The organism is Rhizobium sp. NPDC090279 (assembly GCF_044769665.1).
GTDB lineage: Bacteria > Pseudomonadota > Alphaproteobacteria > Rhizobiales > Rhizobiaceae > Rhizobium.
The window spans coordinates 49392-66013 of the sequence record NZ_JBIVYI010000015.1 but is presented as its reverse complement, the minus strand read 5'-3'; the positions used below and the strand labels follow the sequence as shown (position 1 = coordinate 66013).

The following is a 16622-nucleotide window of genomic DNA, read 5'->3' as shown; positions in this document are numbered from 1 at the left end:
CTGTTGAGGATTTCAAATGACAGGAAGACTTGAGGGAAAGACGGCAGTCGTGACGGCGGCCGGGCAGGGGATGGGGTGTGCCACCGTGCTGGCCTTCCTCAGGGAAGGTGCCCGGGTCTGGGCGACGGACATCGATGCGACGAAGCTCGATGCGCTTCGCGATCATGCCGGCGTTACGGTGCGAAGGCTTGACGTTTTAAAAGCGGAGGAAATCAAGGATTTCTCGGCCGAAATCGCTGCGCCTGATATTCTTTTCAATTGCGCTGGTTTTGTCCATAACGGCTCGATCCTCGACTGCGACGAGGATGCTTTCGACTTTTCCGTCAATCTGAACATCCGCGCCATGTACCGGATGATCCGCGCCTTCCTGCCGGGCATGATTGCCCGCGGCGGCGGATCGATCGTCAACATGGCGTCGGTGGCGTCGAGCGTCATCGCAGCGCCGAACCGTTTCATCTACGGCACTACCAAGGCTGCGGTGATCGGGCTGACGAAATCGGTTGCGCTCGATTATGTCGGTCACGGCATCCGCGCCAATGCGATCTGCCCCGGCACGGTGGAAAGCCCCTCGCTGCAGGATCGTATGCGGGCACTTGGCGACTACGATCAGGCGAGAGCCGGCTTCATCGCGCGTCAGCCGATGGGAAGACTTGGAACGGCCGAGGAAGTCGCCGAACTCGTCGTGTACCTCGCCAGCAACGAGTCGGCCTTCATGACCGGCAACGCCATCGTCATTGATGGTGGCTGGGCGAACGCCTGAAGAACCAACTCAAAATAGCGGACAATCGACATGAAGCTTCTACGATACGGCCAGCGCGGCCTTGAAAAGCCCGGCATCCTCGACACGACTGGAAAGGTCCGAGATCTGAGCGGTGAGATCGACGATATTGCCGGCAATAACCTGACTACGGCCGGCCTGGCAAAGATCGCCGCGCTCGATGTCGAAAGCCTCCCCGTGGTGGCCGAGCCCGGCCGCCTCGGCCCATGCGTCGCGCGAACCGGCAAGTTCATCTGCGTTGGCTTGAACTATGCCGACCATGCCGCCGAGACGGGTGCGGCCATTCCCGAAGAGCCGATCCTTTTCATGAAGGCGACGAGCGCCATCACGGGGCCAAACGACAACGTCATCATCCCGCGCAAGTCGAAGAAGACGGACTGGGAAGTCGAGCTCGGCATCGTGATTGGCGATGAGGCACGCTACGTCTCCGAGGCCGACGCCATGAAGCATGTCGCCGGCTATTGCCTGATCAACGACGTTTCAGAGCGCGAATTCCAGGCCGAACGCGGGGGACAATGGACCAAGGGCAAGTCGGCCGACAGTTTTGGGCCGATCGGCCCGTGGGTGGTCACGCGCGACGAGATTGCCGATCCGCAGAACCTGAAGATGTGGCTGTCGGTTGACGGCACGATGCGCCAGAACGGTTCCACGAAGACGATGATCTTCGGCGTCGCCTTCCTCGTCCACTATATCTCGCAATTCATGAGCCTGCAGCCGGGCGATATCATTTCCACCGGCACGCCGCCCGGCGTTGGCCTCGGCATGAAGCCGCCGGTCTTTCTGACCGCGGGCCAGACGATCAAGCTTGGCATCGAGGGCCTCGGCGAACAGACCCAAGTGACCGTCGAGGCGGCCTGATCTGTGCAAGGAGGCGCTGCCAGCGCCTCCTCCTTCAGGGCAACTGGCGTTTATCCATGATGCCCATGATCCTCAGCGCTGCAGAGGCAGCGCCATAACCATTGTCGATATTGCAGACGGTTATGCCGGACGCGCAACTGGCCAGCATGGCGTTCAAAGCCGTGCGGCCGCCCTCGGCTGCTCCATAGCCGACGGAGGTCGGTACGGCGATGAGGACACCGCCAACAAGACCGCCGAGCACGCTGGCGAGTGCCGCATCCATACCGGCGACAGCAATGACGATCGGATGACGACGGATCTCCTCGATCCTGTCCATCAGCCGCCAGAGGCCCGCGACGCCAACATCGGTGATGAGATTGGCTTCGACGCCCGCATGACGGAGCGTCCGCGCGGCTTCCCGCGCCACGCCGGCATCCGACGTACCGGCAGCGACGATCGCAACCTTGCCAGTGACGACGACCGGCCGCAGCGGCCCGAAAAACGCGGTACGGGAGAGGGGGCAGTAGTCGATATCGGCAGCAAGCTCAGACGGCAGGCTTGAGAGCTTCTCAGCATCCAGGCGCGTCAGGAGTACACCGACTTTCCGCTCACCGGCATCTTCAAGGATCGATGCGATCTGCCCGACGCTCTTGCCCTCGCTGAATACAGCCTCATCAAGCCCGATGCGGGCGGAACGACCAAAATCGAAGACGACATCCGGGCCGCTCACTACTTTGCTCCAACGAAAGCACTGCCATTGCGATAGGCTTCGAAGCCTATCGGACGGGCGGCGAGTGCCGCAGGCAACAGTGCGACGATCGCGTCAGAGAGATAAGGCCGTCTGTCGGGTGCAATCCGAGCGAGGCTTTGTGGGTCGAGTTCGATGATAACGCCAGTGCGCCGCACGCGGCAGCGCACCGTCTGAGGTGTCAGTTCGTCGCCGACCAGGCGTTCGATGGCATGGATCGCCTTCAGCATCTCGGGATCGATGGCAATCGCCGTCTCGACGCGGCTGGAAAGGCAAGGCGAGGCCGGCAGCTCAGAAAGGTCGCCAAGGCCAAGTTCGCGGGCAAGCGCGCGTACACCTTGCTTGTCGATCCCCGTTTCAAGATAGGGATGGCGGACCTGATGGTTGCGGGCAGCTTCAAGCCCCGGCCGATATTCCCCGAGATCGTCGGTATTGGCGCCGGACAGAACCTGCCGGTCACATATGCGAGTGATGGCGCCATAGAGGTTGCCCTTGCAGAAGAAGCAGCGGTTCACCGGGTTGCTCAGGTAGTTCTCGTCGGCAAACTCACCCGCGTCGAGAATGCGAAGATCCCAGCCCTCACATTCGGCAAAATGGCGCACGCGTTCGGTCGCTTCGCCCGGCACGGCGGGAGAAACGGCGTGCATCATCGTGACCCGGTCTCTGCCGAGCAGGCGGTGAGCGATGACACCAAGCGTCATGGAATCGACGCCACCGCTGACCGCGATGGCCGATGTCTCCAACGACGAGAGCATGTCTTCCAGTCTCTGCCTCATTGCTCGTCCTCTGTGACGCTGGCCTCGGCTCGCCGCCGCAGTCGGGTCCGCGCGGCACTTCCTGCGATATCGGTGAGGTCATCGGCCTCCAGTTTGGCGGTGCGGCCGGCGGGACGGTCGACGAGTTTGAGGCGAAGAGACCGGCCATCCAGTTCGGTATGTCTCGTTTCGCGCGGCAGCACGCTCCGGTCGGCGAGCGAATGCCGGACACCGATCGTCGTTGTCTCATCGAAAATGGCGGTGACGATATCGTCGCGGGCGGCAGGATCGGCAAGGATGCGAAGATGGGTCATCATCCGGCCTTTCTTTCCGAAGACAGGCATCTGCACGACATCGAGCACGCCATCGCGGGCGCGCAGATTGTCGATCGCCTGCGCTAGGTCCTCGCCGGTCTGATCGTCGATCTCGCATTCGAGAACGGCCACCTGATCCTGGACAATGGATGTCTCGAGCGTCTCGAAAGTGAGCACACGGAGGCAGTTGCTGACATCAGGTAGGCGCTTCGTGCCGAAACCATGGCCGGAGGCGGTCAGCCGTCGGGGCCTGCGGGTGGTGTCGGCGCGATTGCAGAGGTAGCGCAGGATCGCCGCGCCGGTCGGCGTCACCCGCTCACCGACCACACCGTCGTCGATGGTCACGAAGCCTTTCATGAGAAGTGCCGTCGCCGGGGCAGGCACAGGCAGTAGCCCGTGGGCGCTTTGCACGCGGCCCGAGCCGAGCGACAGAGCGCCCACGGTCCACTTTACAGCACCGACGCGAGCAATCAGCCAACCGGCGGCAACGATATCGGCAATGGAATCCCAGGCACCGACCTCGTGGAAGCGTACCTGCTCGGGAGTAACCCCATGCACTTGCGCCTCCGCCTCGGCCAGATGAGAGAAGATGCCGACCGTATGCTTCACGGATTCCCGATCGAGCTTTGAAGTCAGTAGAGCCTCGCGGATCAAATGCCAGTCGGCGTGATGGTGGTGTCCTGCATGGTCTTCATGGACCTCTGCGCGCCGACCGTTGCGCCGAACGACGAAACGCCGACCCGTGAGGATACCATCATTGTGATCCAACAGCTCAAACACGACTTTATCGAGCAGCGGGCAGAGCGACAGGGCCTCCATCAGCCCTGCCTCGAGATCCGGCCTTACGTCCAGGAGTGCCGCGACGAACATGTCGCCGGCAATGCCTCCGATCGGATCGAGATGCACTTCAAGCATGGTCGATCCTCACCTATTCCGCTGGCCCGTTCTTTTCCGTCAGCGAGACACCGTTCAAAGCTGCAATGACGTCTGACAGGGCCGGCACGAAGGCTTCACCCCGGCCGGAGGCCACTGCCGCTGCAAAACTGTTGCGAACCGCTGCCCCGACCGGATTGGCGGCCTGGACGGATTGCGCGAAGGAGGCGAGGTAGCTCATATCCTTCAGGGCATTGACCATGGCGAAGCGCTGGGCATTCTCGTTGCGGTTCAGGACGAATTCGAAGAAGGCCTGATAGAAGCCGCAGTCCATGCGGCTGCCGCGCAATACGCTGTCGAAAACCTGCGGCGTCAGGCCGGCCTTGGCCGCCAGCATCAACGCTTCGGAATAGATCGCCGAATAGCCCATCGATACGAAATTGTTGAGCAGCTTCATCGTATGGCCGGTGCCGACGCCTCCCGTCGACACGATGCGGGCGGCGAAGGCCTCAAGGATCGGTCGAGCACGGGCGACCGCTTCCGGCGAGCCGCCGACCATCACATCCAGCTTGCCCTCGGCAGCTTCCTTCGGGGTCCGTGCCAGCGGCGCGTCGACGAGGGTGATTCCCGATTGCGCAAGCTCTTCCGCCAATTTTATCGTTTCGGCCGGATTGGACGTCGAGCAGTCGATGAGAAGCAATGGCTTTCCCGCCGCAACAATCCCGTCCCGCCCGGATACCAGCTCGCGAACCTGCTCGGAACCGGTGACGCAGAGCACGATGACATCCGACACCTCGGCCAGTTCTCTTGCCGTTGCAACCTCTGCCGCACCGCGTGTTTTCAGTTGATCGACCGCCTCACGCTTCCGGTAGGCTACAACGGTCACCGGCCATCCCTTGGCAAGCAGGTTTGCCGCCATGCCGGAGCCCATGGCGCCGATACCGATGAATCCGATTTTCTCTTTCATTCTTTCCTCCCGGTTGGTTTCGGTTGTACCGTCACGCGCTTTTGCTTTTTCCACTCGTATGGGTTAGCAACGACATCATTGGCTGGCCGCCAAATAGCGAGAATGGGCTTAAAGACAGCATGAAGGACAGGGACAACGCCGTTTTCAACACGATCCCGCAGACGCCCAATCTGCGCAGCGGGCTCGCGGACAGCCTGATTACCCAGATCGAGTCCGGCGACCTGAAGCCGGGTCAGCGGCTGCCGACGGAACAGGCGATCATGGAGGCAACTGGCGTTAGCAGAACCATCGTTCGCGAAGCGCTGGCGACGCTCCGCGCAAAGGGGCTGATCACCACGCGGCAGGGCCTCGGCGCCTTCGTCTCCAACGACCCGATGCCGCGATCCTTCTCGATCATCCCGAATGATCTGGAATCCATTGACGAAGTCCTTCGGGTGCTGGAACTGCGTCTCGGCATCGAATATGAAGCCGCCGGCCTGGCGGCATTGCGGCGTACCCCGGAAGACCTGATCCGCATGCAGGACCGTCTCGATGCCCTGGACCGCGCCATCGAAGAGGGCGGCTATGGTGCGGAGGAGGACTTTGCCTTCCACCGCACGATATTGGTCGCGACGCAAAATTCCTACTACAGCCGGCTTTTCGATACGTTCGGCACCGCCATGGTGCCGCGCCAATGGGCACGTCTCGACAGGATGACTGCTTCCGAGCGCCAGCGCCATGCTGCCGGCATGCGTCGGGAACACCATGCCATCTTCAACGCGATCCGCGACGGCAACGAAGCGGCGGCCCGCAAGGCGCTGCGCAATCACCTGTCGAAGAGCACGGCCCGCTTTGAAGAGCTTCGCGACGCCAGCCTGCACCGGTAGTCGCTCAGACCGAATAACGAGGCACGACATAAGGTCCCTCCGGAATGATGGCGACGGCGGGATCACCGCTTCTCGCAATGCTGCGTTCGATGGCGCTTGTGAGGTCGTCGATCACTTCCACACCTGTCAGACGGCGATCCTCGCCGGCAAGGCCCGTGGTGTAGAGCTCGACCTTGCCGAGCCGCATGGGCTTCAGCTGCATCTCCGTCTGCCATTCGTCGATCTCGGCGAGGCTCTTGGCCGTCAGTGTCGCCAGGAAGCGCTCTGGTCCCAGTTCGACAAGCCGTGCCTGCGCCTCGCGGAACTCCGGCGATCCGAAGCCTTCGGAGCATTCCGAAGCGATGATCAGCGTGCCGCCGGGCTTTAAAATGTCGAGCGGCGTCACCATGCCCTTGATCGTCTGATAGTAAGTCTTGTCGAGCGGATAGCCGGCCGACGAGGTGACGACGGTGGAGAACTTGCGGGGCAGGGGAATGCTGGTGGCAGCGCTGACGAAATCGACCGCCGCCTGATGACTGGCGATGATCTCGCCGAAGGTGACGCAGACAAGATCGCGCTCCTCGTCCAGTACGGTATTCAGCGCATAGACGTCGCCCAGCATGCGGACAATCTCCAGCTGCTCCTCATGCAGCGGATTGCCGACGAGATTGCACTGGACGGCGAGCGGGTCTTCCATGAAGCGGGCGGAATGGAAGGTACGGATGGTCTCGTGATGGGCGACGCCCGGCGCGATCACCTTGCGTCCGCCGGACCAGCCGGCCATGAAATGAGGTTCGACCAATCCGGTCGCGATGCGCAGATCGGCCTCCACGAAGAGCCGATCGAGCTTCACCGGCGTTTGGCGGGTGTTCGTGAAGCCGAGATCGACATGGGCGGCCTCATCCCGGGCATAATGGTTCTCCACACGCACGGTCTCCAGCACCCATGGATCGCCGATGAGCTCGGCCAGTTCCTCGCCGAGGTTCGGGCGGTGCAGACCGGTCGCGACCAGCACGGAAATCCCGTCGAGCGGAATGCCGGCGGCAACCATGGTTTCGATCATCGGACGCAGGAAAAGCCGGTTCGGAACGGGGCGGGTGATATCGCAGATCAGAATGCAGGCGCTTGTCCTACCCTTTGCCAGATCGCCAAGTGGTGCCGAGCCGATCGGGTTTTCCAAGGCGGAGATAATCGAAGTGACGGGATCGGCCAGCTTCGGTAATGCCTGCTTGCGGATCACGGTCGGCCGCGCATTCTGCGGCAGGGTGATGTCGATATGACCGCGACCGTAGGAAAGGGTGATTTCACTCATGATGATACCTGTTCCGTGACGCCGCCGAGATAGAGCTCGCGCATCAGCGACATGTTCTTCAGCTCGGAGATCGGGCCTGAGGTTGCGATGCGGCCGTTCTGCATGAGATAGCCGCGCGATGCGACGGAAAGGGCAAGCCCTGCATTCTGCTCGACAAGTAGCACCGATGCGCCGAAGGTCCTGCCGATATCGAGGATGATCGCCTGGATTTCCTTGACGAGCAGCGGCGAAAGCCCGAGCGACGGCTCATCGAGCAGCAGGACGCGCGGCCTTGCCATCAAGCCGCGCGCGATCGCCAGCATCTGCTGTTGACCGCCGCTCAGCGAGCCGCCCTTCTGCTGACGCTTCGAGGCAAGGATGGGGAAAAATCCCTCCATCGTCTTCACGTCGATGTCTACCGCATCGGCATCGCGGCGTGTGTAGGCGCCAAGGCGAAGATTTTCCTCGACCGTCATGTCGGCGAAGATGCGCCGGCCCTCGGGCACCAGGACGACGCCGCGTTTGGCCATGACATCGGGTGTGCGACCCGTCAGGTCTTCGCCGGCGAAAGTGACGCTTCCGGCGCGCGGCTTGACGAGGCCGACGATCGTGCGCAGCAGCGTCGACTTTCCCGCGCCGTTCGGCCCGAGGATGGTGATTACCTCGCCCTCGTCAAGCGTCAGCGAAACCTCACGGTTGACGACCGTCGCGCCATAACCCGTCGTGATATTCGATAGGCTGAGCAGGCTCACAACGCGCCTCCCAGATAGACTTCGAGGACTTTCGGGTCGGCAAGAACGGCCTGCGTCGGCCCGTCGGCGATCTTCGAACCGAAGTCGAGCACCACGAGGCGCTTGCAGAGCATCTGCATTAGCTTCATGTCGTGATCGATGACGCAGACGCTGATGCCATGACCGGGAAACTGCTTGACGAGACCGACAAGCGTTGCGGTTTCCTTGTCGTTGAGGCCAGCCGCCGGCTCGTCGAGCAGGATCAGCGATGGGCGTGTCGCCAGTGCCAGAGCGATACCGAGAAGACGCAGGTTGCCGAAGGGCAGCACCCCGGCTCTTTCTGTTGCCAATGCCAGGAGGCCGACGAAATCGAGCAAGGCGGCCGGTGTCGTCCATGGATAGGGGCGGCCGGTATTGCGGGCGTGCTCGCAGGCGATCTGGACGTTTTCCCATACGGATAGGCCTGGAAAGGCCATGGCCTGCTGGAAGGTGTAGCCGATCCCCGCGCCGGATATTTCATGGGCGGCGAGACTGGTGATGTCGCGGCCGCGCCAGCTGACCTTGCCGTCCGTCGGCTTGTAGACGCCGGTGATGACGTTGAAGAGCGTCGTCTTGCCGGAGCCGTTCGGGCCGACGATCCCAAGGATCTCGCCTTCCTCGATCGAGATATCGACGCCGGAGAGCGCGGTGAGGCCACCGAACTGCTTCTTCAGCCCGTTGATTTCGAGAATGGCGTTCATCGGCCAGCCTCCGAGGCTTGATGGCCGTTGGCGGCCCGGTTCGCCGCCTGCTTTCGCATCGAACCGCGTAAAAGCCGCTGCCAACCGTCGATCAGGCCGGCAATCAGCCCGTTCGGAAGCAGCAGGATCACCGCGATGAGGCACACCCCGTAAAGGATACGGGATTCGACCGGATCGAGGTTCAGGACTTCAGGTAGAAACGAGACGAGGATGCCGCCCGCGATCGGTCCGAGCAGCAGCCTTGCGCCGCCGATCATGACCATGAGCGCCAGATAGATGCTCGGGAAGGAGGCGAACTGCGTAGGTGAGATGTGGCGCAGGAAATAGGCAAGCAGGACGCCCGACACACCGGCGAAGACGCCGCTGACGACGAAGGCGCCAATCTTGTGGCGGCCGACATTGATACCGAGCGAGGCGGCAAGCTTCTCGTTCTCGCGGATTGCCCGCAGCGTGCGTCCATAGCGCGAGTTGATGATCGCCCAGCTTGCCACGGCGCTTAGCGTGACGAAGGCCAGCACGATGAAGTAATAGGGCAGGAGATCGTCGGCACGTTCGCCGAAGACGTTGACCGGAAGCTGCAGGTCGAGGCCGGTTGCGGCACCCGTATAGTCGCCGCCATTGGTGAGGACGATCGTCAGCAACTGCCCGAAGGCGAAGGTCATGATGACGAAATGGTGGCCGCTGACGCGCAAGGACGGGATACCGATGACGACGGCGGCGATCGCGGCGAAAATGCCGCCGAGCGGCAGCGCCACCCAGAAGCCGACGCCGCTGTCACGGGCAAGAATTGCAGCGGTATAGGCTCCGACCCCGACGAGCGCTGCGTGGCCCATGGAGAGAATGCCGGTCTGTCCGAAGAGGACCGAAAGGCCATAAAGGGCCACGATATTGATACCGGCGGAAATCGCCAGCGACAGCATTCGGTTGCTGGGGCCAAGCGCCGGCATCAGTGCCAACAGTGCGAGCACGACGAGAGCGGGGATCAGGGAACGAAAGGGCGAAAGCGAATTCTTCATGATCTTGTCTTTCGTGCCTCAGGCCATCTTGGGTCCGCTCGTGCCGCCGAAGAGACCGTTCGGACGGAAGAGCAGCACCAGGATCATCAAGGCGAAGGAATAAGCGTCAGTCCATTCGGAGAAACCGTAGCCGGCGCTGAAGCCTTCGACGATGCCGAGGATGAGACCAGCGACGACGGCGCCTGTCAGGTTTCCAAGGCCGCCGATAAGCGCAACGGCAAAGCCCTTCATGACCATCGTGCCGCCGGTGAACGGCGTGATGGGGAAGAGCGCGATCAACAGTGCGCCGCCGAGACCGGCAAGCGCGCTGCCGAGAACGAAAACGCCGGTGATGTAACGACGGACGGGAATGCCCATAAGTGCGGCCGTGTCGCGATCATCGACGGCGGCGCGAAGCGCGCGGCCATAGCGGCTGCGGGTCACCATGGCGAAGGTCAGCGCGACCACAGCGATAGTCACGAAAATGACCATCAGGCGGACAGACGCAATACGGACGCCCCCGACGTTCCAGATGCCTGCCAGCGGGCGCGGAATGCTTTTCTGGTTCGGGTCGTAGAAGAAAATGACGATGTGCTGCAGCACGACGATCAGACCAAGCGAGACGATGAAGCCGTTGGTCGGCCGCGTCAGCGTGAAACGGAACAGGCCGCGTTCGAGAACGAAGCCCATGGCTCCAACGGCGACGACGGCAAGGACAAGCGCGATGAAAAAGCCGAGCCCGGCCTGCACCGCAAGCCACGTCACGATGCTGCCGACCATCAGGAATTCGCCATGCGCGAAATTGATGATCCCGGTCAGCCCGAAGATCAAAGTAACCCCGACGGCGATCAGCGTGATGACGCTTGCGATCGATAGACCGTTGAGGATTTGCTGAAAGAGAATATCCACAGCCCTGTCCCGCTGTTGCGCAGGCCTTGTATGCCCGTCCGTTTCTGTGACGAAACTCCCGCCGGCAAGAGATCGCCGGCGGGAGCGCATTGGCAATTTACTCGGCAGGCGCCTCGGCGGGCGGCTGCTGCATGGCGCAGGAGATGTCGCCGCCGGGCGCTGCCGCGCAGACTTCCGTGGCGTGGGTCACCTGATGGCTCTTGTTGAAGGAAAGATCGTCGGAGACGACCCCCTTGTGATGCAGCGATTCCATCGCCGCGACGGTCTTGTCCGGATCAAGCGAGCCGGCCTTCTCCCAGGCCTCGGCCAGCATGTGCACGTAGTCGTAGTAGAGCAGGGAGACCGACGAGGTCACGCCCTTCGGGGCGCCGGCTGCGAAGTAATCCTTGAAGTAGGTCTTCGCGTTGGCATTCGAGGACTCGCCCCAGCAGATCGGAACGCAGCTCATGGCGACTGGAACATCGGCGCTGAGGCCGCGCTCCTTCCAGATGCCGGGGTCGACGCCGAACAGGAAGTAGCTTGGCGCAACGCCGAGTTCCAGCGCCTGCGGCAGGGCTGCCAGCGTCGAGTCGCCGTTGTACCAGAAGTGCACCACATCCGGATTGAGGCTCTTCGCCCGGGTCAGGAACGGCGAGAAGTCGGTGGTATCGGGCGGATAGGAAATGACCTCGGGCACTTCCTGGCCCTCTGCCTTCAGCGCCTTGACGTAATAGGAGGTCAGGAACTGTCCTGTCGCGTCATTGCCGACGATGACGACGGATTTCTTCAGCGGATGGCCGACAAGCGGCGTCAAAAGGCTGAGCACGCCGCGGGCGGTCGAGCCGGAACGCTGGAATTCCTGCGGCTCCGACTGGAAAAGATAATGGTCCTCGCCGCCGGGGGCCACGGATTGCGGGTTCAGGATTTTCGCAAGCGTGCTGTTGCCGGCGATCTGGATCACCTTCGCAGGCTGGGTGATCTTGGTCATGGCAAGGGTGAAATCATGCGTTTCGGAGCCAAAGATAGCCGCGACCTTGTCGTCGCGCACCAGCTCCTGCGTTGCTGCAATTGCCGTTGAAATGTCGGTGCGGTCGTCGCGCTTCAAAAGCTCGATCTTGTAGGTCTTGTCGCCGACCTTGACGCCTCCGGCGTCGTTGATTTCCTTGACCGCCAAGCCGACGCCTGCGGGCAGAGTGTGGCCAGCCGAGACGAAGGCTCCGGATTCGGCGGCAACGACGCCGATCTTGATGGTGTCTTCCGCCAGCGCCAGATGCGCAGATGCGCTGAGGCCGAGTGCAAGAGAAATGCCTCCCAATACCGATGATCGCACGATCCCATCCTCCCAATGCAGATTTTGCGTACTTACCGGGTTGTCGTACAACCCTGTTTTCTGATAATTGGATCGACTGTGAATGTCAAGCAAGTCCAACCAGACGGAAGCCGGCCTTGCCGGCGACCACAGACGAGGGAGAGAGAGATGCGAACGAGGGAATTTGGCCGGACGGGTCGCAAGGTCAGCGACATCGGCTTCGGCGCCTGGGCCATCGGCGCCGCCTGGGGTGAAGTCAACGACGAGGAGGCACTTGCGGCACTTCATACGGCGCTCGATACGGGTGTTACCTTCATCGATACGGCAGATGTTTATGGCGACGGCCATTCAGAACGCCTGATTGCGAAGGTCATGCGCGAGCGCGGCGGCGAGCGCCCGTTCATCGCGACCAAGGCGGGTCGACGTCTTCCCGCGCAATCGGTGGAGGGTTACAGCAGCGAGAACCTGACCTCCTGGATCGACCACAGCCTCAAGAATCTCGAGACCGATTGCCTGGACCTCGTGCAGTTGCATTGCCCGCCGACCGATCTCTATTACCATCCGGAAGTGTTCGAGCGGCTGGATCGCCTGGTGCAGCAGGGCAAGATCCGCAATTACGGCGTCAGCGTCGAACGTGTCGAGGAAGCGCTGAAGGCGATCGAATATCCCGACGTCGTCAGCGTGCAGATCATCTTCAATGCCTTCCGCCAGCGCCCGATCGAACATTTCTTCAAGCAGGCCGAGGACAAGAAGGTCGCGATCATAGCCCGCGTGCCGCTCGCAAGCGGGCTTCTCTCCGGCAAGTTCAGGAAGGACACCAAGTTCGAGGCCAATGACCATCGCCTCTTCAACCGCAATGGCGAGGCCTTCGATGTCGGCGAGACCTTCTCCGGCGTGCCCTACGAAGTTGGTCTGGAAGCCGTCGAGAAAGTACGGCCGCTGGTGTCGGGCGATACCACCATGGCGAAGTTTGCCCTGCGCTGGATCTTGATGTTCGACGCCGTCACCGTCGCCATTCCCGGCGCCCGCAATCCGCAGCAGGCACAATCAAACGCGGAAGCGGCTGACCTTCCGGCAATTTCCTCGGATGCGATGCAGGAGATAAGGTCGATCTACGACACCTACATCAAGCAGTATGTCCATCAGCGCTGGTAGGGGAGTGCGATCCATGACGAGCCCAATCATCGATTCCCATCATCATTTCTGGGACCCGGCCGGCGGCGGCGATTATGGCTGGCTGAGCGGCCCCTTCGAGCCGCTCAACAGGACCTTCGAGCCGGCCGATCTGCGGCCAAGCCTCGAAAGGAACGGTGTCGCGGGTACCGTCCTCGTCCAGACCTGGAACGATCTCGGCGAGACCTGGGATTTCATAAAGACTGCCGAAGAAACGGATTTCGTTGCAGGCGTCGTCGGCTGGGTCGATCTGACCGATGGCAAGCTTCCTGAGACGCTTTCCGAACTGCGGGTATCATCTTATGGGAAATGGCTCGTCGGTGTCCGGCATCTGATCCAGACGGAAAACGATCCCAACTGGCTGCTGCGCGAGGACGTCAAACACGGTCTGGCAGCCGTCCAGGCAGCTGGCCTCGTCTATGATCTCGTCCCGAACCTGCCGCAGCTGCCATCCTCAATCAAAACAGTCGAAGCGTTTCCCGACATGCGTTTCGTGCTTGATCACATTTCGAAGCCGGAGATCCGCAATCGCGGCTTTGACGAGTGGGCCGTTCTGATCCGCCAGTTCCGCAGCCAGCGTCATCATGTCTGGTGCAAGCTTTCGGGCATGGTCACGGAAGCCGATTGGCAAAGCTGGACGGCCGAAGACCTGAAACCCTATGTTCACGAAGTGCTTGACGTATTCGGGACCGATCGCTGTATGTTCGGCACCGATTGGCCGGTCTGCCTTGTCGCGGCGAGCTATGACAGGGTGGTCGACGCCCTGCAGGAATGCATCAAGGATCTCTCCGAAAACGACAGGAAGAAGATCTTCGGCCTGAATGCCATCGAGGCCTATCGGCTGCCGGAATTCCAGGAGCGGGGTGCATGACCGGCAATCCATCCCGAAGCCGCATCGGCTTTGCCTCGCGCCTCGGCTTCGGCGCGAGCGGCATTGGCACCCTCTACCGCGACGTGACCGAGGCCCAGGCGGCCGATGTGCTCAACGCGGCCTATGAAGGCGGACTGCGTTACTTTGATACCGCTCCGCTTTACGGGCATGGCCTCAGCGAACTGCGCCTCGGCCGCTTCCTGCGCACCATCGACCGGAAGACCGTCACGGTCTCCACCAAGGTTGGCCGCTACATGGTGCCGCCATACGGAGAGACGGTCGACTATGGGCTCTGGGCGTCGCCGCTTCGCCTGAAACCGGTGTTCGACTATAGCTATGCCGGCACCATGCGCTCGCTGGAGCAATCCGCGAGCCGGCTCGGCATTGCCGACTTCGATCTCGTCTATATCCATGATGTGGATCGCTTCACGCATGGCGACGCCTATGAGCGGCACTTCAACGAGGCCATCGAAGGCTGCTACCGCGCGCTCGATGATCTCCGTAAGGCCGGCCACATCAGGGCGATCGGCGTTGGCGTCAACGAGAGCGATGTCGCGACGCGCTTCATCAGAGCCTGTTCTCTGGACGCGGTGATGATGGCCGGCCGCTACACGCTCCTCGACCGCGCCGCCGAGGCGGATCTGTTGCCGGAAGCGGAGAGGCAGGGCGTCGAGATCGTGGTTGCGGGCGTATTCAATTCCGGCATTCTGGCAACGGGCGCCAGCGGCGCTGCAGCGACCTATGACTACGGCACGCCTCCGCCTGATATCGTCGAACGAGTGAAGAGGATCGAGGAGGCGTGCAAACGCCACGACGTTCCGCTTCAGGCTGCGGCAATCCAGTATCCGTTGCGCAATTCCCTCGTTTCCGCAGCCGTGCTTGGCATGAGCAATGTCGAACGCATCGGTCAGAATCTCGCTTGGTCGAAGATGGTCATCCCGGAGAGCTTCTGGAGCGAATTGGATGCGGCGTTATAGGAGAGATCGTCGGCTCCACAGTGTGAAGCCGGCCAAGGCCAGGAGGCGAATCCAATTACCAGATACGCCATCGTACATGCTCGATTTGGACGATGGTGGCTGCAATTTAGGCTGCCTCCTTCAAAGCATTGCGAAAATTGCATAGCTGCACTGCAGCATAAACGCTGGCGATCCGCGGCGGATGGGATAGTCTTGTTTCCAACGAAGCGATGCACCTCCTCCCGCAAAGCTTCGTGTTTCAGATGGTCCGCTCCTCCTCCCAAGGGCCATCTGTAGGAACGGCGGCACTCCTCCTCCCAGTCGCTGTTCGGTTCTTTTTGAAAAGCCTGCCGCACCTCCTCCCGCGGCAGGCTTTTTCAATTTCGGGCGCCGACGTTCAAAGACCGACACCGTGCCGGGATCGCGATTGACCATCTCCAGCATCTTCGTTCGTCAGGGACATCATCGGCACCGTTGATCATCATCACGGCTGTCGAGTGAAACTAAATCGACTCCATTCGCCAAATCCGACCGTTTTCCGGCATCCGCCATCGACAATTCGCTAGTTCTCGCGCCCTGAGTGTCAGCAATCTCATCGGCAACTGGCTCTCAAAGAAGTGATGTGGCGCATGTGAATGTGATGGGCGCGCAAATTGTTCGCTCGGTGCGAAAAAGATAGCTGTCGGGAGTACGGTTGGAGGCTCACGTGAAGATTTGCTCTTTGTTTCTCGTATTGATCTGTCTTTTGGCGCCCCATGCAGCCAGTGCATCGGCTTTGACTGCATGCGGCGGCTCCATTCCCTGTGCAGTCGAGGGCGGAGACTACAGGATCGAGCTTCCGGCCGATGGGGACGTGCGCGGCGTCTACGTATTCTTCCATGGTTTCAAGAGTTCGGCCGAACTTCAGATGCAGCAGCACTACCTGGTTGACGCCACGCTTGCGCATCATCTTGCCTATGCCGCGGTCGACGGTTTGGCCGGCAGCTGGTCCTTTCCCAATGGCCCCGGCAAAAGCCGGAACGACGATGCCTTCGTCACCAATGTATTGGCTGACCTTCGGAGCCGATATGGCTTTACCGCAGACAGGACCATTATCGGCGGCTTTTCGATCGGCGCGTCGATGGCCTATTACACGGCATGCCGGCATGGAGATCTTGCGGCTGCCATGTTGACCTTTTCCGGCGTCTTTTGGAATCCCTTGCCGAAACCGTCGGACTGCATCGCGAACCTTCCGCCGATGGTTCACTTTCATGGCACCGCCGATGAGACGTTCCCGCTTTCCGGCCGGCAGGTCGGCCCCACATCTCATCAAGGGGATGCCTACAAAAGCATTGCGATCCTGCGGGAACGGGCGAAATGCGACACACGGCAAGCCAAGACCATAACGCTTGACGGGATCGCCTGTGACGACGTGCCCTCCTGCATACGCGGAGACAGCATTTTGTGCATCCACAATGGCGGCCACGAGGCCCGTGCCGATTTTCTCGATGCCGGGCTGACCGCGCTCGGTTACGCGAAATAGGCGTCGGTCTTCGGCACGCAAACAATCAG

17 protein-coding genes are annotated in these 16622 nt (G+C 61.4%); 7 read left to right on the top strand and 10 right to left on the bottom strand.

The genetic code is table 11. From position 1 onward, the window contains the following. Window positions 1–16 precede the first annotated feature (16 nt). Both ACIQWP_RS28875 and ACIQWP_RS28870 read left to right on the top strand, forming a co-directional pair. Window positions 17–760, top strand: a complete 744-nt coding sequence (locus ACIQWP_RS28875) for an SDR family oxidoreductase (RefSeq protein ID WP_402795105.1) — start codon at window positions 17–19, stop codon at window positions 758–760. 30 nt (window positions 761–790) lie between these two features. Continuing rightward, window positions 791–1636: a fumarylacetoacetate hydrolase family protein gene (locus tag ACIQWP_RS28870; RefSeq protein ID WP_402795103.1), complete on the top strand. Its 846-nt coding sequence runs from the start codon at window positions 791–793 to the stop codon at window positions 1634–1636. A 34-nt stretch (window positions 1637–1670) separates the two neighbouring features. On the opposite strand, the gene larB is transcribed toward ACIQWP_RS28870, so the two are convergent. Genes larB through ACIQWP_RS28850 form a run of 4 tightly spaced genes read right to left on the bottom strand, consistent with a single transcriptional unit; the run spans window position 1671 to window position 5326 of the window. Then, window positions 1671–2345 carry a nickel pincer cofactor biosynthesis protein LarB gene (gene larB / locus ACIQWP_RS28865; protein WP_402795101.1) on the bottom strand — a complete coding sequence of 225 codons (675 nt, stop codon included), beginning with the start codon at window positions 2343–2345 and terminating at the stop codon, window positions 1671–1673. Then, window positions 2345–3139, bottom strand: a complete 795-nt coding sequence (locus ACIQWP_RS28860; RefSeq protein ID WP_402795100.1) for an adenine nucleotide alpha hydrolase — start codon at window positions 3137–3139, stop codon at window positions 2345–2347. The genes larB and ACIQWP_RS28860 overlap by 1 nt, the downstream gene beginning before the upstream one ends. Then, window positions 3136–4347, bottom strand: a complete 1212-nt coding sequence (locus ACIQWP_RS28855; protein WP_402795097.1) for a LarC family nickel insertion protein — start codon at window positions 4345–4347, stop codon at window positions 3136–3138. The genes ACIQWP_RS28860 and ACIQWP_RS28855 overlap by 4 nt, the downstream gene beginning before the upstream one ends. 13 nt (window positions 4348–4360) lie before the next feature. Continuing rightward, window positions 4361–5326, bottom strand: a complete 966-nt coding sequence (locus tag ACIQWP_RS28850) for an NAD(P)-dependent oxidoreductase (protein WP_402795094.1) — start codon at window positions 5324–5326, stop codon at window positions 4361–4363. Between the two features lie 65 nt (window positions 5327–5391). Between ACIQWP_RS28850 and ACIQWP_RS28845 the strand changes: the two genes are divergently transcribed. Next, a complete protein-coding gene (locus ACIQWP_RS28845; protein WP_402795092.1) occupies window positions 5392–6138 on the top strand; it encodes a FadR/GntR family transcriptional regulator in 747 nt (248 codons plus the stop codon). A gap of 4 nt (window positions 6139–6142) precedes the next feature. Here the strand turns inward: ACIQWP_RS28845 and larA are convergent, their stop codons facing one another. The 6 genes from larA to ACIQWP_RS28815 form a co-directional block, all read right to left on the bottom strand. Continuing rightward, window positions 6143–7429 (bottom strand): nickel-dependent lactate racemase, encoded by a 1287-nt coding sequence (larA, locus tag ACIQWP_RS28840; protein ID WP_402795090.1) that lies wholly within the window; start codon window positions 7427–7429, stop codon window positions 6143–6145. After that, complete coding sequence (locus ACIQWP_RS28835) at window positions 7426–8160, bottom strand: ABC transporter ATP-binding protein (protein WP_402795088.1); 735 nt, start codon at window positions 8158–8160, stop codon at window positions 7426–7428. Before ACIQWP_RS28835 ends, larA begins: the two co-directional genes overlap by 4 nt. Continuing rightward, window positions 8157–8879, bottom strand: coding sequence for an ABC transporter ATP-binding protein (locus tag ACIQWP_RS28830; protein WP_402795086.1), 723 nt, complete (start codon window positions 8877–8879; stop codon window positions 8157–8159). Before ACIQWP_RS28830 ends, ACIQWP_RS28835 begins: the two co-directional genes overlap by 4 nt. Further along, a complete protein-coding gene (locus tag ACIQWP_RS28825) occupies window positions 8876–9895 on the bottom strand; it encodes a branched-chain amino acid ABC transporter permease (RefSeq protein WP_402795084.1) in 1020 nt (339 codons plus the stop codon). The genes ACIQWP_RS28830 and ACIQWP_RS28825 overlap by 4 nt, the downstream gene beginning before the upstream one ends. A gap of 18 nt (window positions 9896–9913) precedes the next feature. Next, the gene (locus ACIQWP_RS28820; protein WP_077470616.1) at window positions 9914–10783 is read right to left on the bottom strand and encodes a branched-chain amino acid ABC transporter permease; all 870 of its coding nucleotides are present in this window, start codon (window positions 10781–10783) and stop codon (window positions 9914–9916) included. Between the two features lie 97 nt (window positions 10784–10880). Next, on the bottom strand, window positions 10881–12092 hold the full coding sequence (locus ACIQWP_RS28815) for an ABC transporter substrate-binding protein (RefSeq protein WP_402795078.1): 1212 nt from the start codon (window positions 12090–12092) through the stop codon (window positions 10881–10883). Between the two features lie 147 nt (window positions 12093–12239). Here ACIQWP_RS28815 and ACIQWP_RS28810 point away from each other — a divergent pair, with 147 nt between their 5' ends. The 4 genes from ACIQWP_RS28810 (at window position 12240) to ACIQWP_RS28795 (ending at window position 16593) form a co-directional block, all read left to right on the top strand. Beyond that, window positions 12240–13226 carry an aldo/keto reductase gene (locus ACIQWP_RS28810; protein WP_402795075.1) on the top strand — a complete coding sequence of 329 codons (987 nt, stop codon included), beginning with the start codon at window positions 12240–12242 and terminating at the stop codon, window positions 13224–13226. Window positions 13227–13239: 13 nt separating this feature from the next. After that, window positions 13240–14115: an amidohydrolase family protein gene (locus ACIQWP_RS28805; RefSeq protein WP_402795073.1), complete on the top strand. Its 876-nt coding sequence runs from the start codon at window positions 13240–13242 to the stop codon at window positions 14113–14115. Further along, entirely contained in the window at window positions 14112–15092 is a 981-nt protein-coding gene (locus ACIQWP_RS28800) for an aldo/keto reductase (protein ID WP_402795070.1), read from the top strand. Before ACIQWP_RS28805 ends, ACIQWP_RS28800 begins: the two co-directional genes overlap by 4 nt. A gap of 685 nt (window positions 15093–15777) precedes the next feature. Further along, a complete protein-coding gene (locus tag ACIQWP_RS28795; RefSeq protein WP_402795067.1) occupies window positions 15778–16593 on the top strand; it encodes an alpha/beta hydrolase family esterase in 816 nt (271 codons plus the stop codon). Window positions 16594–16622 lie beyond the last annotated feature (29 nt).

Excerpts from the sequence above, each read along its gene's own strand:
- ACIQWP_RS28875 (WP_402795105.1), top strand. The coding sequence starts at position 17 with ATGACAGGAAGACTTGAGGGAAAGACGGCAGTCGTGACGGCGGCCGGG.
- ACIQWP_RS28870 (WP_402795103.1), top strand. The coding sequence starts at position 791 with ATGAAGCTTCTACGATACGGCCAGCGCGGCCTTGAAAAGCCCGGCATC.
- ACIQWP_RS28860 (WP_402795100.1), bottom strand. The coding sequence starts at position 3,139 with ATGAGGCAGAGACTGGAAGACATGCTCTCGTCGTTGGAGACATCGGCC.
- ACIQWP_RS28855 (WP_402795097.1), bottom strand. The coding sequence starts at position 4,347 with ATGCTTGAAGTGCATCTCGATCCGATCGGAGGCATTGCCGGCGACATG.
- ACIQWP_RS28845 (WP_402795092.1), top strand. The coding sequence starts at position 5,392 with ATGAAGGACAGGGACAACGCCGTTTTCAACACGATCCCGCAGACGCCC.
- larA (WP_402795090.1), bottom strand. The coding sequence starts at position 7,429 with ATGAGTGAAATCACCCTTTCCTACGGTCGCGGTCATATCGACATCACC.
- ACIQWP_RS28830 (WP_402795086.1), bottom strand. The coding sequence starts at position 8,879 with ATGAACGCCATTCTCGAAATCAACGGGCTGAAGAAGCAGTTCGGTGGC.
- ACIQWP_RS28825 (WP_402795084.1), bottom strand. The coding sequence starts at position 9,895 with ATGAAGAATTCGCTTTCGCCCTTTCGTTCCCTGATCCCCGCTCTCGTC.
- ACIQWP_RS28810 (WP_402795075.1), top strand. The coding sequence starts at position 12,240 with ATGCGAACGAGGGAATTTGGCCGGACGGGTCGCAAGGTCAGCGACATC.
- ACIQWP_RS28805 (WP_402795073.1), top strand. The coding sequence starts at position 13,240 with ATGACGAGCCCAATCATCGATTCCCATCATCATTTCTGGGACCCGGCC.
- ACIQWP_RS28800 (WP_402795070.1), top strand. The coding sequence starts at position 14,112 with ATGACCGGCAATCCATCCCGAAGCCGCATCGGCTTTGCCTCGCGCCTC.